The organism is Arthrobacter sp. zg-Y1143 (genome assembly GCF_030125565.1).
GTDB lineage: Bacteria > Actinomycetota > Actinomycetes > Actinomycetales > Micrococcaceae > Arthrobacter_B.
This window is the reverse complement of sequence record NZ_JASKLW010000003.1, coordinates 37,299-53,211: the sequence shown is the minus strand read 5'-3', so window position 1 is coordinate 53,211 and position 15,913 is coordinate 37,299. Positions and strand designations below refer to the sequence as shown.

General features: G+C 68.2%; 13 protein-coding genes. 2 read left to right on the top strand and 11 right to left on the bottom strand.

Going from position 1 to position 15,913, the window contains the following annotated elements; translation table 11 throughout:
* Nucleotides 1–33: 33 nt before the first annotated feature.
* The 6 genes from QNN98_RS03810 to trhO form a co-directional block, all read right to left on the bottom strand.
* Entirely contained in the window at nucleotides 34–909 is an 876-nt protein-coding gene (locus QNN98_RS03810; protein WP_227912624.1) for a sugar phosphate isomerase/epimerase family protein, read from the bottom strand.
* A gap of 1 nt (nucleotide 910) precedes the next feature.
* Nucleotides 911–1,933 carry a Ppx/GppA family phosphatase gene (locus tag QNN98_RS03805; RefSeq protein WP_283996317.1) on the bottom strand — a complete coding sequence of 341 codons (1,023 nt, stop codon included), beginning with the start codon at nucleotides 1,931–1,933 and terminating at the stop codon, nucleotides 911–913.
* Nucleotides 1,934–1,960: 27 nt separating this feature from the next.
* Nucleotides 1,961–4,699 (bottom strand): type I DNA topoisomerase, encoded by a 2,739-nt coding sequence (topA, locus tag QNN98_RS03800; RefSeq protein WP_227925308.1) that lies wholly within the window; start codon nucleotides 4,697–4,699, stop codon nucleotides 1,961–1,963.
* A 179-nt stretch (nucleotides 4,700–4,878) separates the two neighbouring features.
* On the bottom strand, nucleotides 4,879–6,501 hold the full coding sequence (locus QNN98_RS03795) for a DUF7059 domain-containing protein (RefSeq protein WP_283996316.1): 1,623 nt from the start codon (nucleotides 6,499–6,501) through the stop codon (nucleotides 4,879–4,881).
* Nucleotides 6,502–6,608: 107 nt separating this feature from the next.
* Nucleotides 6,609–8,456, bottom strand: coding sequence for an FAD-binding protein (locus tag QNN98_RS03790; protein ID WP_283996315.1), 1,848 nt, complete (start codon nucleotides 8,454–8,456; stop codon nucleotides 6,609–6,611).
* 218 nt (nucleotides 8,457–8,674) lie between these two features.
* Nucleotides 8,675–9,568, bottom strand: a complete 894-nt coding sequence (gene trhO, locus QNN98_RS03785) for an oxygen-dependent tRNA uridine(34) hydroxylase TrhO (RefSeq protein WP_227912619.1) — start codon at nucleotides 9,566–9,568, stop codon at nucleotides 8,675–8,677.
* Nucleotides 9,569–9,652: 84 nt separating this feature from the next.
* Between trhO and QNN98_RS03780 the strand changes: the two genes are divergently transcribed.
* Together QNN98_RS03780 and QNN98_RS03775 are read left to right on the top strand one after the other, a co-directional pair.
* Nucleotides 9,653–10,306, top strand: coding sequence for a GNAT family N-acetyltransferase (locus tag QNN98_RS03780; protein ID WP_283996314.1), 654 nt, complete (start codon nucleotides 9,653–9,655; stop codon nucleotides 10,304–10,306).
* 124 nt (nucleotides 10,307–10,430) lie between these two features.
* The gene (locus QNN98_RS03775) at nucleotides 10,431–12,770 is read left to right on the top strand and encodes a DEAD/DEAH box helicase (protein ID WP_227925320.1); all 2,340 of its coding nucleotides are present in this window, start codon (nucleotides 10,431–10,433) and stop codon (nucleotides 12,768–12,770) included.
* Between the two features lie 116 nt (nucleotides 12,771–12,886).
* On the opposite strand, the gene QNN98_RS03770 is transcribed toward QNN98_RS03775, so the two are convergent.
* The 5 genes from QNN98_RS03770 to QNN98_RS03750 form a co-directional block, all read right to left on the bottom strand.
* Nucleotides 12,887–13,300, bottom strand: coding sequence for an Rv3654c family TadE-like protein (locus tag QNN98_RS03770; RefSeq protein ID WP_283996313.1), 414 nt, complete (start codon nucleotides 13,298–13,300; stop codon nucleotides 12,887–12,889).
* Nucleotides 13,284–13,625 carry a TadE family type IV pilus minor pilin gene (locus QNN98_RS03765; protein WP_283996312.1) on the bottom strand — a complete coding sequence of 114 codons (342 nt, stop codon included), beginning with the start codon at nucleotides 13,623–13,625 and terminating at the stop codon, nucleotides 13,284–13,286. The genes QNN98_RS03770 and QNN98_RS03765 overlap by 17 nt, the downstream gene beginning before the upstream one ends.
* Before the next feature lie 158 nt (nucleotides 13,626–13,783).
* Nucleotides 13,784–14,017 carry a DUF4244 domain-containing protein gene (locus tag QNN98_RS16445; RefSeq protein WP_349643207.1) on the bottom strand — a complete coding sequence of 78 codons (234 nt, stop codon included), beginning with the start codon at nucleotides 14,015–14,017 and terminating at the stop codon, nucleotides 13,784–13,786.
* Between the two features lie 449 nt (nucleotides 14,018–14,466).
* Nucleotides 14,467–15,057 carry a type II secretion system F family protein gene (locus QNN98_RS03755; RefSeq protein ID WP_283996311.1) on the bottom strand — a complete coding sequence of 197 codons (591 nt, stop codon included), beginning with the start codon at nucleotides 15,055–15,057 and terminating at the stop codon, nucleotides 14,467–14,469.
* Nucleotides 15,054–15,881 carry a hypothetical protein gene (locus QNN98_RS03750; protein ID WP_283996310.1) on the bottom strand — a complete coding sequence of 276 codons (828 nt, stop codon included), beginning with the start codon at nucleotides 15,879–15,881 and terminating at the stop codon, nucleotides 15,054–15,056. The genes QNN98_RS03755 and QNN98_RS03750 overlap by 4 nt, the downstream gene beginning before the upstream one ends.
* Between the last annotated feature and the right edge of the window lie 32 nt (nucleotides 15,882–15,913).

Below are 15,913 nucleotides of genomic sequence, written 5' to 3'. Positions count from 1 at the left end.
CATGGACCTTCCACGGACCGGTCAGGCGGCCGGTCAGGCGCCGAGACTGCTGCTGGGCCCGCCGACCGGCGCTTTGGGACGCAGGTGCTCGCGGGCGAAGTCCAGGGTCTGTTTCAGCTGCTCTTCGCGCTCCCCTGCTCCCCTGCTTCTCCGGGTGCTGACCTCAATGGCCACCACACCCTTGAAGCCGGCGCCGGCAAGGTAGGAGAGGGCTTCGGCGCAGCGCTGCGTACCTTCGCCCGGGAGCAGGTGCTCATCCTTGCCGTTGGGGGTTCCGTCGGTCAGGTGGACGTGGCTGAGCCGGTCACCGAGTTTGCGGATCTGTTCAAAGGAGTCCATGCCCGCAATCGCTGCGTGGGAGAAGTCCCACGTCACGTGCTCGTAGGGTTCCGGAACCGGGTTCCAATGCGGCAGGTATGCCTTCGCCTCACGGCCGCGGACGCGCCACGGGTACATGTTCTCCACCGCGATGGTGACCCCGTACTGCTCCGCGATGGTCTTGACCCCTTCGGCGAAGTTCTCGGCATAACCGGTCTGCCAGCGGAACGGCGGGTGCGTCACCACGGTGGAGGCACCAACCTCGGCAGCCATGGCCGCAGACATCTCAATCTTGGTCCAGGCTTTGCCCCAGACCTGCTGGGTCAGGAGCAGGGTGGGTGCGTGGATGGCGAGGATAGGCTGCTGGTACCGCTCGCTCAGGTCACGGAGGGTGTCCGGGTTTTGGCTGATGGAGCTGTTGGTGACCATGATTTCGACGCCGTCATAGCCGAGGTCATGGGACACGGCGAAGGCGTCGTGCACCGAGAGCGGATACACGGAGGCACTCGAAAGCGCGACCGGGATTTCAGTCGGTGCGGTCAGCGGCTGCACGGCGGCCGTCGAGGGGACGGCGGAAGGTGACGGAGTCATTTCAGCTGTGCTTTCCGTTGGTGGAAGGAGCGGCTCCCGCAGGGACGAGGAACTCCTCGCCTTCCGCGGGGCCGCGGGGAAGGTCCCCGGTGGTTTCAAACCGCAGCGTATCGAAACGCCGCAGGATCAGGCCCTCGCGGAGCGCCCAGGGGCAGATCCGCAGGACGGGCACGTCAAAGGCTTCCATGGCGGCCTGGGCTACCAGTGCCCCGGCAAGCATCTGCGGTGCCCGCAGCGCGGAGACCCCGTCCAGTTCCTCACGGTCCCGGGAACTCATCGCTCCCAGCCGCTTGGTCCAGAGGGACAGGTCCTCCAGCGTGAGCCGGCGGGGCACAAAAGGTCCGGCGGCCGACGGCGCGGCCCCGGCAATGCGCGCAAGCGAGCGGAAGGTCTTGGATGTACCGGTCACCAGGTCCGGGCGCCCGACGGCGGCGAACTCCTCCGCCGTCTCGCCGACCAGCCCGCGGATGTACTTGCGCAGCTTCTTGATGCTCTTGGGGGTGGGCGGGTCATCGGGCAGCCAGTCCCGGGTCAGGCGGCCGGCACCCAGGGGCAGGGACCGGGCAATCTCGGGCAGCTCGTCATGGCCCATCGCCATCTCAAAGGAGCCGCCGCCAATGTCCAGGTCCAGGATGGTTCCCGCTCCCCAGCCGTACCAGCGGCGGGCAGCCAGGAACGTCATGGCCGCTTCGTCGCCGCCGGACAGTTCTTCCAGCCGGACGGGGGTCTCGCGGTGCACCCGGGCCAGGACCTCGGCGCCGTTGGCTGATTCCCGGATGGCCGACGTGGAGAACGCCAGGAGGTCCTGGGCGCCGTGCCGGCGGGCAAAGTCCCACGCCTCGCTGACGAACCCGACCAGCTCATCCTGCCCCGCTTCACTGATCGCGCCGTCGGGGTCCAAATAGGACACCAGCTGCAGGGGACGCTTGTGCGAGGCGAAGGGAGACGGGCGGGCACCGGGACGCGCGTCCACCAGCAGCAGGTGGACGGTATTGGACCCTATGTCGAGGACGCCTAGGCGCATGTTTCCATTATGGACTCTGCCCGTCCCCTACTTCTTCGCCGCGGCCTTCTTCGGGGCCGCCCGCTTGCGCACCGGCTTCTTGGCGGCCGGGGCCTTCTCCCGCTTCTCTGCGAGCAGTTCGATCGCCTGCTCGCGGGTCAGTTCCTCGATGGCCGTGGACCGGGGCACCGTGATGTTGGTGATGCCGTCGGTGATGTAGGGGCCGAACCGGCCGTCCTTCACCACAATGGGCTTCTCCGACACCGGGTCAACACCGAACTCGGCCAGCGGAGCCGCTGCCTGCCGGCCGCCGCGCTGCTTGGGCTGGGAGTAGATCTCCAGTGCCTGCTCCAGGGTGATCGTGAAGATCTCCTCTTCCGAACCGATGGAGCGCGAATCGGAGCCCTTCTTCAGGTACGGCCCAAAACGGCCGTTCTGCACGGTGATCTCGTTGCCCTCGGCGTCGGTACCCAGGACGCGCGGCAGCTTCATGAGCTTCAGCGCCTCCTCCAGGGTGACCGTCTCCACGCTCATGGACTTGAACAGCGAACCGGTGCGCGGCTTCGCCTTCACGGGCTTCTTCGGTGGCTTGGGCTTGCCGTTCTTGTAGTACTCCACCGGCTGGTTGGCCAGGTCCTCTTCGGTGGGCTCCGGGATCAGCTCGATCACGTACGGACCGTAGCGGCCGTTGCGGGCCACGATGGTCCGCCCGGTCTCCGGGTCGGTGCCGAGCACCCGTTCCTCGGGAGCCGCCGTCTCCATAAGTTCGATGGCCTTTTCGGCAGTGAGTTCGTCCGGGGCCAGGTCCTCGGGCACGTTCGCCCGCTCCGGCTCGGTTCCCTCCGGGGCGTCCGCGGGCAGCGGGCGCTCCAGGTAGGGACCGAACTTGCCCACGCGCAGCATGATGCCGTCGGCAATTTCGATGGAGTTGATGGCCTTGGCATCGATTTCGCCGAGGTCGTTCACGATGGTGTGCAGGCCGGTTTCAACCCGGTCGCCGTAGTAGAACTGGTTCAGCCATTCCACGCGTCCGGCTTCGCCGCGGGCAATGCGGTCCAGGTCTTCTTCGAGTTCTGCGGTGAAGTCGTAGTCCACGTAGTCCGTAAAGTGCTCTTCCAGCAGGCGGACCACGGAGAACGCAATCCAGCTGGGCACCAGGGCCTGTCCGCGGCTGCTCACGTAGCCGCGGTCCATGATGGTGGAAATGGTGGCGGCGTAGGTGGACGGACGGCCGATGCCGAGCTCTTCGAGCATCTTCACCAGCGACGCTTCAGTGAACCGCGGCGGCGGGGAGGTTTCGTGGCCGCCGGCGGCAATGTCCGCAGCGGTCAGCCGGTCCTCGGCTTTCAGCACCGGCAGGCGCGCACCCTCGGTGCCCTCGGCGTCGTCGTCCTCGCGCACGGCGTCGCGGCCCTCTTCATAGGCGGCCATGAAACCGCGGAAGGTGATGACCGTACCGGAGGCCGAGAACTCGGCGTCGCGCCCGTCGGTGGAAACTGCGCCGATGCGCACGGAGGCGGTGGAACCCTTGGCGTCGGCCATCTGGGAGGCGACGGTGCGCTTCCAGATCAGTTCGTACAGCCGGAACTCATCGCCGCGCAGCGAGGACGCCACCTGGGCGGGGGTGCGGAAGGAGTCACCGGCGGGCCGGATGGCTTCGTGGGCTTCCTGGGCGTTCTTGGACTTGCCCTTGTACACGCGCCGGGCCTCGGGCACGTACTCGGGGCCGTACAGTTCCGAGGCCTGCCGGCGGGCGGCGTTGATCGCCTGGTCCGACAGCGCCGGGGAGTCCGTACGCATATAGGTGATGTAACCGTTTTCATACAGCCGCTGGGCCACCTGCATGGTCACTCGGGAGGAGAAGCGCAGCTTACGGCCAGCCTCCTGCTGCAGGGTGGAGGTGGTGAACGGAGCGGCCGGACGGCGCGTGTAGGGCTTGGTGTCCACGGAGCGGACCGTGAACGCAGCCGATTCCAGGCCGGCGGCCAGGGACACGGCCGAGGCTTCGTCCAGGTGCACGGCGGTCTTGGATTTCAGCTCCCCGCGGTCGGTGAAGTCCTTGCCGGTGGCTACGCGGGCGCCGTCAACGGCCACGAGGCGGGCCTTGAACCTCTCGGCAGCCTCGGTGGCGAAGGTGCCCACCAGGTCCCAGTACGACGCCGGGCGGAACGCCATGCGTTCCCGCTCGCGTTCGACCACCAGGCGGGTGGCTACGGACTGCACACGCCCGGCGGACAGGCCGCGGGCCACCTTGCGCCAGAGCACGGGGGAAATTTCATAGCCGTACAGCCGGTCAAGGATGCGGCGGGTTTCCTGGGCGTCCACCATGGCCACGTCAACGTCGCGCATTTCCAGCAACGCGCGCTGGATGGCTTCGCGGGTGATTTCCGGGAAAGTCAGGCGGTGCACGGGCACCTTGGGCTTGAGGACCTGCAGCAGGTGCCAGGCAATGGCTTCGCCCTCGCGGTCACCGTCAGTTGCGAGATAGAGCTCGTCGGCGTCCTTCAGGGCGGCCTTGAGCTCGGCCACCTTTTTCCTCTTGTCCGGGGACACCACGTAGTACGGCTCGAAGTCCTTGTCGAGGTCCACGGCGAACTTGCCCACCGCTGTCTTCTTCAGCTCTGCGGGCAGGTCGGAGGGCTGCGGAAGATCGCGGATGTGCCCCATCGACGCCGTCACCTCGAAGCCTTCGCCCAGGTACCCGGCGATGGTCTTGCCCTTGGCCGGAGACTCGACAATTACAAGCTTCTTCTTGCCGGTCTTCTTGTCCGTTGCCTTAACTGGCACTGTTCTCCTACGTAACGGGGTTCAAAATTATCGGGGACGCCTTGCGCCCTGGGTGTCCGGTGCATCCACGCCCCGGGCATCACAGTCCGGTTCATCCACAGACAGTATGCGCGATGCCCCAGCACTAGGGTAACCATAAAGCACCGCCGGCACTGACCTGCAACAGGATCGGCCGGGACCTATCTGTAAAGCGGAACGAGGAAGCCGTCCACCACCAGATTACGCACTTCCCGGACCAGGTCGGAGCCGAACTCAGGATCGGAGCGGTCCAGCAGTGCTGCCAAGGCGGAGGTAATCTGCCCGACGGACAGCTCGCCGTCGCAGGCGGAAACGAAGCCGGTGAGCTCCGTGCTCATCAGATTGGTCCGGCGCAGCCCGGCGCCCTGGCGGAGCAGGATCACACCCGGGTGTTCGGCGCCGGGACGCTGGTGGCGTTCCTCGGTCACGTCGTCGGCCACGGTCAGATGCGCGGAAGACAAATCGGCCTGCGCTCCCGCCCAGTCGAAACGCCGCACCGCGGCGTCCAGGTGCGGACCCATGGGCTGCTCCACGGGATGGGTGATCTCCTCGAACCGGCGCAGCGGTTCGGCGCCGGCCTTGCGCCGGCGGCGCAGCCACAGTGAGCCGAAGCCCACGGACCCGACGCCGCGCGAGGCGAAGTCTGCCAGGTAACCGGCATAGGCGGCCGTGTATTCCTCCCGGTCCCGGCCCTGGGCAGCATCCCGCAGCCACATTTCGGCGTACTCGGCCGGGGTCAGCGTCTCGCGCTGGATCACCCAGGCATCGGTGCCCTCGGGCAGCCACTGCTCGATGCGCGCAGACCAGTTCTCCTCCTCGCCGGCAGGAATCTCCCAGTTGCCCAGCATCTGTGCGGTGCCGCCCGGACGCAGCACCTGCTCCAGACCGGAAACCAGCGCGGACACGATGCCGTCACCGGCAAGCCCTCCGTCGCGGTAGGTGAAGCGGTCATCTTCAGAGTCGGCGCCCGTGCGCGGCGTGATGACGAACGGGGGGTTGGACACCACCAGGTCGAATTTCTCGCCGGCCACCGGCTCCAGCAGGCTGCCCAGCCGCAGCGTGAACCGGTCTTCCGGCTGGTCCGGGTCGATGTCCAGCTGGGCGGCGTTGAGCATCAGGTTGAAGCGGGCGAAGCCCAGCGCGCGTTCGGACACATCGGTGGCGGTGACGTGGTCCGCGTGGCGGAGCAGGTGGAAAGCCTGGATACCGCAACCGGTGCCGAGGTCCAGGGCCCGGCCCACGGGATTGCGCACCGTGAGCTGCGCAAGGCTCAGGGAGGCCTGGCCGATGCCCAGCACATGGTCGCGGCGCAGCACGCCGGGGCGCTGGTGGCTGCCCAGGTCGCTGGCGACCCATAGATCAGCGTCGGGGTTCCCCTCGGTGGGCGTGCCGCCGTCGTCGGCGCCGTAGGGCCGCAGGTCCACCGCCGCACGGAAGGTGCCGAAAATGAGGCCGCGCTCAATGAGCCCGAGTTCCAGCAGGCCTTCGGTGCCCGTGCGCGGCATGGCAGCATCCAGCTGTGCCCGCTCCACGGTCTCCCCCAGCAGCCAGAGCAGCACCGGCAGTGCTACCCGGCGCGGTTCTGCCGCATCGGCCTCGGCACGGCAGGCCAGCAGCGCCGGCACCAGCTGGTCCCGCTGCAGGGCCGCAGACGCTTCCTCGCCGAGGAACCCGGCCACACCGTCCACGGTGTAGCCTGCCTCCCCGAGGTCGGCGGCGAGCGCCTTGAGCAGCCAGGTATCCCGGCTGCGCGGCGCGGAGGGCACGAAGGAGAAATCAGTCACAAACCCAGTCTATGACCGTGCGGGCCGCAGTCCGTGCAGGGCCCGGCTGCGCCTGCCCGGACTCCGGCAGCATCCGGCCGCAGCCGGTCCCTTTCCTATGCTTTTCCCTATCCTGCCGCCGGTTCCAGCGGCTCCGCGGAGGTGCCGCCGGAACCCGTGGAGTGTGCTGATGGGAGCGCAGCGGCCTGCCCTTCGGATGCCGTTCCGGCAGCGGGCGCCGCCGCCGCATGCCGGGCGGCACGGTAGCCAAAGACGACGGCCGAGGCAATGGTGGCCCCCGCCCCGGGATATGTGCGGCCCATGACCGACGCCGTGGTGTTGCCGGCCGCGTAGAGGCCGGACATCACGCTGCCGTCCTCCCGCAGCACCCGGGCATCGGCATCCGTCAGCAAACCGCCCTTGGTGCCCAGGTCCCCGGGGTACAGGCGCACGGCGGAGAACGGCCCCTTCTCCAGCGGTCCGAGGTTCGGGTTGGGCTTGACCCGCGGATCGCTGTAGTAGTTGTCGTACACGGTGTCCCCGCGGTGGAAATCCTCGTCGATGCCGGTCTCGGCGAAGCCGTTGAACCGCTCCACGCTGGCCTGCAGGGCAGCCGGCGGCACACCCATTTTCTCCGCCAGGCCCGTGAGGGATTCGTCCTGGAGCAGCAGGCCCTGCTTCTTCCATTCGCGGCGGCCCTGCAGCAGCGCGTTAAAGAGGTAGCGGCGGGCGTGCCGGGCATCAAAGACCAGCCACGCCGGGTCCCCGGGGACCTTGCGGTTGTTTGCGAGCATGTGGTGTCCGAAGTCCACGTAGGATTCGGACTCGTTCAGGAACCGGCTGCCGGCTGCATCCACCACCAGCGAGAAGGGCATGGAGCGTTCGGCGAGGGTGAAAGTGACCTCGCCTTTCGGCCCCACGCAGGTGGGCCCCCACCAGGCATCGTCCATTAGGGCAAGCGCTCCCCCGCGGGCTGCCACAATATCGATGGCCTGCCCCAGGTCCCCCTCCGGTGCCGATGAATACTCCTTCTCCAGGCCCTGGTACTTTTCCCGCCACTGCGCGTTGCGGGCGAAACCGCCGGCCCCCAGCACCACGCCGCGCCTCGCCCGGATACGCACGTCCCGGCCGTGGCGGCGGACGACGGCGCCCAGCACCGTGCCGTCGTCGTCCTGGATTAGGTCCACCAGCGGAGCCGACAGCCAGACCGGGGTCTGCTGGTTACGGACGATGTACATCAGCGACGAGGCCAGCGCCCCGCCCAGCCCGTAGAGCCGCTTGCCGCGCGCCAGCCCGCCGAGCGTGCGGAAGACAAACCGGGCACCCCGGATAAAGCCGCTGGGCGTGGACCAGGCCCGGGACAGTTCCCATACATCGTCGGTGGCCAGCGGGGCCGGGATGCCGGAAGCGGCCGGACGCGACTGCTTAAACCAGGGACCCAGCAGCTTGGTGTCGAAGGCCTTCACTTCCAGTGAGCGCCCCACCATGCCGCCGGGCCGGTCCGGATAGTAGTCCGGGTAGTCCTTGGACCGCATCCACTGCACGCCCAGGCCGCCCAGGAAGGTCACCACATCGGGCACGGTGCGCAGGAACGCGAGCTTGCGTTCGCGCGAGGAGGCCGGACCGACGTCGGCGATCACCTCTTCCATATAGGTCAGCGCGTTCTCTTGGCTGTCCTGAACGCCGGCCTGCTTCATCAGCGGGTTGTTGGGCATCCACAGCCCGCCGCCGGAAATCGAGGTGGTGCCGCCCCAGAGCTTGGTGCTTTCCACCATGAGGACGTCCAGGCCCTCGTCGGCGGCGGTGATCGCCGCGGTCAGGGCCGCGGCGCCGGTGCCGACCACCAGGACGTCCACCAGCCGGTCCCAGTGCTCCGGCCCGCCCCGGGGTGCTGCTGCCCGGTCAGCGGGCTCCGGAACTGCCGTCCGGCCGTCTCCGGTTTGGCTGTTGCCTTCGTCTACTGCTGCGTCCGCCACGTCAACACTCCCCCGCTTTGAGCCGCGCCCGTCCCCGGTCCGTCCGGCGAAGTGCCGGGTCCGTTCGGGCCTGCCGCGGGCCGTCGGCCCGTGTGCGGGACAGTAACAGCGGGGGTGCCGGAAGTACACAGGTTTATTAGGCTCCGCCTAAGTAGTGCGGAAGCTCCTGCCGCCGCGGCGGCGGGTCACTCGCCGGTCAGCGGCCGGTCAGCGGCGGGTCACTCGCCGCAGCCGTCCGGGCAGCGCAGGGTGGACGGATCGGAGGCGCAGTCCGCGCAGTACAGGGTGAGTTTGCGGCAGGACGGATTGGAACAGTTTTCGAACTTGCTCGTGGGCGCCTCACAGCGCACGCAGCGGCCGATGGTAACGGCGTCGTCGGTGAACTCGGTGTGCATCCGCTTGTCGAAAACGTACAGCGAGCCTTCCCAGAGGCCTTTGTCCCCGTAAGTCTCGCCGTACCGGACAATGCCGCCCTTCATCTGGTAGACCTCCTTGAACCCGCGGTTCACCATCAGGCTGGAGAGCACCTCGCAGCGGATGCCGCCGGTGCAGTACGTGACGACGGGCTTGTCCTTGAGGTCGTCATACTTGCCGGACTCGAGTTCGCTGATGAAGTCGTGCGTGGTGGACACGTCCGGAACCACTGCGCCCTTGAACTTGCCGATCTGCGCTTCGAAGGCATTGCGGCCGTCGAAGAACACCACTTCCTCACCGGCTTTTTCCTTCTGCTCCACGAGTTCGTGGAGTTCCTCGGGACGCAGGTGGGTGCCTCCGCCCACCACGCCGTTCTCGTCCACCTTCAGCTCCCCGGGTGCGCCGAAGCTCACGATCTCGTCGCGGACCTTCACGCTCAACCGCGGGAAATCCTCGGCGGAACCCTCGGAATACTTCACGTCCATCTTCTTGAAGGCGGGGTATTCCCGCGTCGCCTTCACATAGGCCTTCACCGCGTCCAGGTCTCCGCCCACGGTGCCGTTGATGCCGTCGCGGGAGATCAGGATGCGCCCGCGCAGGCCCAGCTTTTCGCACAACGTGCGCTGCCACAGCCGGACGGCGTCGGGATCGGAGAGAGGGGTGAAAGCGTAATACAGTGCAATTCGGTTCAGTGCCACAAGACAAGGGTAGACCGCCGGAGGATGGCCCATTTTCCCCGGGCCCGCATACCTTTCCCTACAGGTGCCCGCTAATGTGCATCTATGAGAGCGCTGGACGATGATCTGCTGGAGACCTGGGTCTCCGGCTGGGCACAGGCACGTGGTTACCGGACGCGGCATGAAGGCCGTTTCCCGGCCGCATTGCTCCATGACCGGACCAACGACTGGGAGTATTTCGCGCTTGAGCCCTCCCACGACGAGTTTGCCGCCCTGGCCTCCTCCGCCCGGCACAGCCCTACCCGGCTGTTCACCATCGTCACCACGCGGGTCAACGAGATTTACGGTGCCGCCACGGTTTACGGTCTCCAGGTCCGCTCCACCGACGAAGTGCTGATGATCGCCGATATGTCCGACCAGGACATCGAGGCGCCGGTCCTGCCCTGGGAGGACTTCGAGACGGAAACCACCCACGAGGGCAACGTGGGATCGGTGACCGTGCTCTCCGGCGGCACGCCGATTGCGCAGGGACGAGTGGCCGTGGTGAACGGCCACGCCGTCTTTGACCGGATCGTCACCGAGCCCGGGTTCCGCCGGATGGGGCTGGGCAGCTACGTGATGCGGGCGCTGACCGCCCTCGCGCTCGAGGACGACGCCGACTCCGGACTGCTGGTCGCGTCCATGGACGGCCAGGAACTGTACCGGTACCTCGGCTGGGAGTCGCTGGCCAGCGTCGTAATGTTCGAGCCGCGGCTCTGACGTCCCCGATCCGCTGGTCCGGCCCGGGGGTGCAGGGGCCAGTGCAGGGGCCGGAGTCTGAGGGGGAGGTTCCCCCTGCAGTGAACATGGTCCGGCTCCGGTTCGCCGGTGGGAGAATGGGCTCGTGGCCCTACATGATTCCCTGATTCCGCTGCTGGGCGGCGGCGCAGAGCCGGAACAGCTGATGCATGTGCATCAGATTCCAGCCCGCCGGGCAGTCACCGCACCGTGGCCCGAGTGGGCGCATCCCGACGTCGTCGCCGCCTACCGGAACCTGGGCATCCAGGAACCGTGGGCGCACCAGATGGAAGCCGCCGACGCCGCGCACGGGGGCAGGCACACGATCATCGCCACCGGCACCGCCTCCGGGAAGTCCCTGGCCTACCAGCTGCCGGTAGTGGACGCCATCCACCGGACCTCCCTCGATGACCGCGCCACACTGGAGCCTTCCGGCGCCGTCGCGCTCTACCTCGCTCCCACCAAGGCCCTGGCCGCTGACCAGCTCGCAGCAGTGAAGTCGCTGAAGCTGCCGACCGTGCGGGCCGAGACGTACGACGGCGACACTGACACCGGTGCGCGGCGCTGGATCCGGGACCACGCCAACCTGGTGCTGGCCAACCCGGACATGCTGCACTTCGGGGTGCTGCCCAACCATGCCTGGTGGGCGCGGTTCTTCCGCCGCCTGAAGTACGTCATCATCGACGAAGCGCACAGCTACCGCGGCGTGTTCGGCTCCAACGTGGCGAACCTGATGCGCCGGCTGCGGCGGATCTGCCGGTACTACGGTTCCAACCCGGTCTTTATCGGTGCTTCCGCCACTTCCGCGGACCCTGAGCAGTCCTTCAGCCGGCTGATCGGCGCCCCGGTCACGGCGGTCACCGAGGACCGCTCCCCGCACGGGTCCACCACGGTGGCTCTGTGGGAACCGCAGCTCACCGAGCTGAAGGGCGAAAACGGCGCCCGGTCCCGCCGGACCGTGGTGGCCGAGACTGCGGATCTGCTGGCGAACCTGGTTTCCGCGCAGGTGCGGACCATTGCCTTCATCAAATCGCGCCGCGGCGCCGAGACCATTTCCACCATCACCCGGCGGCTGCTGGACGAGGTGCACCCGTCGCTGCCGGGACGGGTCGCGGCTTACCGCTCCGGCTACCTGCCGGAGGAACGGCGCGAGCTGGAGCGGCGGCTGCGCAGCGGGGAGCTGCTGGGTATCGCCAGCACCTCGGCCCTGGAACTGGGGATCGACATTTCCGGGCTCGACGCCGTGCTCGTGGCGGGCTGGCCGGGAACCCGGGCCTCCCTCTTCCAGCAGATCGGGCGGGCCGGGCGCTCGGGGCAGGACGCGCTGGCGGCCTTTGTCGCCAGCGACGACCCGCTGGACACCTATCTGGTGCACCATCCGGAAGCTATTTTCGATATTTCCGTGGAAGCCACTGTCTTCGACCCGTCCAACCCGTATGTGCTTGGCCCGCACCTGTGCGCGGCGGCTGCGGAGCTGCCGCTGACCCCGGACGAACGGGAGCTCTTCGGTCCCACCGCCGCCGGGCTGCTGGAGCAGCTGGTGGGCCAGGGGTATCTGCGGAAACGACCCTCGGGCTGGTTCTGGACGCATCCGGAGAGCGCGGCATCCATGGTGAACCTGCGTGCTGCCGGCGGCGGGCCGATCAACATTGTGGAGTCCGAAACCGGCACCCTGCTGGGCACCATGGATTCCCCGCAGGCGCAGTACCAGGCCCACACCGGGGCGATCTACGTCCATCAGGGCACTACCTTCCTGGTGGACGAGCTCAACGAGGCCGACCACTGCGCCATGGTTACCCGCACCAACCCGGAGTTCTACACCCAGGCCCGGGACATCACCCAAGTTGAGGTGCTGGAGACGGAGCGCACCGAGGAGTGGAACGGCATCCAGGTCTGCTTCGGGACGGTGAAGGTGACCACGCAGGTGGTTTCCTACCAGCGCAAGGCCCTGATTTCGAACGAAATCCTGGGCGAGGAGCCGCTGGAGCTGGAAGCCAAGGAATTGTTCACCAAGGCCGTGTGGTTCGTCATTGATGAACGCTTCCTGCTGGAGGCCGGACTGGCTGCTGCTGACTTCCCCGGCTCGCTGCACGCCGCCGAGCACGCTTCTATCGGGATGCTGCCGCTGGTGGCCACCAGCGACCGCTGGGACATTGGCGGGGTGTCCACCGCGTTGCACGCCGATACGGAGAAACCCACCATCTTTGTCTATGACGGCCACCCCGGCGGAGCCGGTTTCGCCGAACGCGGTTACGACGCCGCCCGGATCTGGCTGGCGGCGACCCGGGACGCCATCCGGGCCTGCGAGTGCGAGGGCGGCTGCCCGTCCTGCGTGCAGTCCCCCAAGTGCGGCAACAAGAACAACCCACTGGACAAGAAGGGCGCAGTCACGCTCCTGGACGTTCTGCTGAAACATGCCCCGGACGAGGCGCTCGCGCTGAGTTAGCCGGAGGGACAGGGGCGCTACCCCTCGGGTGCAGGGGACGCTGCCTTGGTGTGGGCGAGGGGGACGCTTACCGGAGCCTGGCATCCTTGGACGCTGCACCAAGACGCCTGCTGCCCTCATTCCGGCGGTCCTGCGCGTGCGGCGGCCGCTGCCCGGACTGGAAGTGCGGGCACCAGCACCTCTGCCCGCACTGTGACCGTGCCCCGGCCGGCATCGGCCCTGCAGTCGGCGAGCCGCGCGTTGTTCCGGGCCGCCACGCCCCGCGCTACCTCGCAGGCGTCTTCGCTGGCTCCCGCGCCGACGGGTCCCGGAGGGCCCAGCCCGCGGAGTGCGTCGGCACCGGCGAGCGCGGCCAGGTCGGCTGCTGCACCGGCCCGGATGGCCGCCACCGAGACCTGAACCATAACCAGGCCGAACACGGCAGCCCCCACCAGCACCAGACAGATCCCAATGGAAGCGACGGTTCCCGCTCCCCTGTCCCGGACGTCTGCTTCTCCGGCTTTCTCCGGGGTCTCAGCGCGGAACCCCATCGGGCAGGCCTCCATCCCCGGGAAAGGCCACGGCATCTGCGGAGAGCTCCAGCGGCAGCATGTTCAGCAAGGGCAAGGACAGGGCGCTGCGCACTTCCACCGTGATCCACGGTCCTTCCCCGGACAGGACCAGTTCCGCCGACGGACCGGCCACCCTCGCCGCCGCTGCCTGGGCAGCGGAGCTGTCTGCCCGCATCACCTCCCGAGCCGCTGCCCGGGCCGCCTCCTCCAACCGCAGCTGCGTCACACCGGCTGCGATTCCGGTCAGCCCGGCGGCCAGTACCAACACGACTGCCGGCAACGCCACCGCAAACTCTGCCGTCACTGCGCCATGGTCGCCTAGTACCCGGCCTCCCGCGGCCCGGTCTGGTTCCGCAGCCCGGTCTGGTTCCGCGGCCCGGTCTGGTTCCGCAGCCCTGGCCCGCATCCTTGCCCTCACGCCTGTCCTCACCCAAGTCCTCACCCAAGTCCTCACACCTGTCCTCACCCAAGGGTCAGTGCGGACCGGATCAGCGAGACCAGCATGGACCGCACTTCGTCGCTGCCGAGTACAACCGCCAGCAGCCCGGCAAAAGCAACCGCAGCGAGGGTGGCAATGGCATATTCCGCGGTGGCCATCCCCGCCTCCCGGTCCGTCCACGCGGGAACAGCCGAACCAGACGAAAGAGACGGATGAGGCGACGGATTCGGAGCGGCCGGAGCATCAGCGGGCTTCATAAGCGAAAGCGGGCGGCTGGGAGCTGCCGGCGGGGTGGACAGAAGGTGCACGCCGTGGCGTCCGTCGGACTCCGGATTGCTGCAGCGGGAGCCGGAGCGTGCACCGGGCGCCGGGCGCACGTTCGCTCCTGCCCGGCCCGTAGCATCCGGGGCCAACCGTTCTTGCCGCAGCGGTCCGGACACTGGCAACCGCGATGCGGGCAGCGGCAAGCGGGGCGGGGCTTGGAGCAAGCGGTGCATAGCGGGCGGGATCAGCGGTGCGGCCAGCGGTTTCGGCGGTGCGACCGGCGGATTCAGTGTCATGGTGTGTTCCTCCTGCTTGGAGTTCCGTGGAACTTCGATCCTGCCTTCCGGCGTCGTGCGCCGCCGGAGCCCGCGTCCCGCACAAGGACAACGGCTCCCCGATTGCCTGCTGTGGAGGAAGGAAAGCAGCGTTCGAGGAAGGACGGTTATTGCCACCCCGGGACCAGGGACAGCAGGAGCGGCACCACGGTCAGGGCGACGAAGGCGGGCAGGGAACACAGGCCCAACGGCACGACCAGCCGGACCCCGAGTGTGGCGGCACGCCGTTTGCTTTCCGCCCGGCGCCGGCGGCGCATGGCATCAGCGTGGGAATGAATGACGGCCGCCGACGGTGCCCCCGTTGTCGCGGTGAAGCGCAGTGCGGGCCCGAGGGCAAGGAAGGCCGCCGATACCGGTTCCGTCCCGGTTCCGGCTGGTCCTGCCTCCTCGCTGCAGGCAAGCTGCCATGCGGTCTCCCACGGAGCCCCGAGGCTGGAGGCACCCAGCAGGCGGCTAAGGCACCGTGCGGTGGAAGCGTCCACACCTTCGGCGAGTATCGCCAGGGCGGAGGACAGCGGTTGTCCGGCTTTGAGCATCGCCGCCACCAAATCCAGCATTAGGGCCGGATCACTGACACCCGCCTCCGTGTTCGGCTGGGCGGCACTCGGGCCTGGGCCGATGCCCGGCAAGCCCCTTCCGGGCGCCAGGAGCAGGACTGCGGCAGCGGCCAGAAGGACGAACACTGCCAGTCCGTTCATCGCTGGTCCGCCGGTTCCGCCGGGTCGGCCGCCCTTCGCACTATCCAGCCCGACCATAAGTACCCGGCCAGCCACAAACCACAGCCAGAACCCGCCGCGACCCATCCAAGCGGCGTCCCCGCCAGTATCTGCAGCGGATTGCCGCCCAACAGATACCCAAGTCCCATCCCGCCGGCCGGCAACCAGGTCAGCAACCGGACCGTAGCCCGCGGTCCGGCCAACGCCGCTGCCCGGTCCGCGGCAGCATCCCGGGAATCGTCCAACTGCCCTGCGTAGCGCATCAGGACGGCGGCCAGCGGGGCACCGCTGCGTTCGGACACCCGAACGCAGGTGGCCAGGCCGGCCCACAGCAACCCGACCTGTCCGGCCCCGTCCAGCCGGCCGCCTACCGGCGGCCGGTCCGCAGTGCCGGCTTTCCGTCCGGCCCGCCACGGTCCCGCGCCGCGCCGTCCGCTGTCCCGCACAGCAGCGTCAGCGAAGACGGCAACCGGACTCAAACCGAGGGCTGCTGCTGCCCCGGCGGCCTGGAGCACCGGCAGGAAAGGATGTATCCGGCCGCCGGCCGGGTTTTTCGCGGTGTACAAGGAGGCAGCGTCAGCCCATACACGCTGCGCGGACCGTCCCGCTGATAACAGTCCTGCAAGCTCACGGACAAGCAGTGCCGGAGCATCCGGGTCCGGGTCCGCCGTCCGGGCGCGCTGCAACCGCACGGCCGAACCGTGAAGAGGCTTGCCTTCAAGAACCTCCCGGACCGGCGCCGGCCACCTGCCCCATACGAGGAAGGCGGCCCCGGACAGCAGCACGGCAAGGGTCAGTCCGGTCACGGCCGCACTTCCGGATGCCGGGTCCGGCGCGC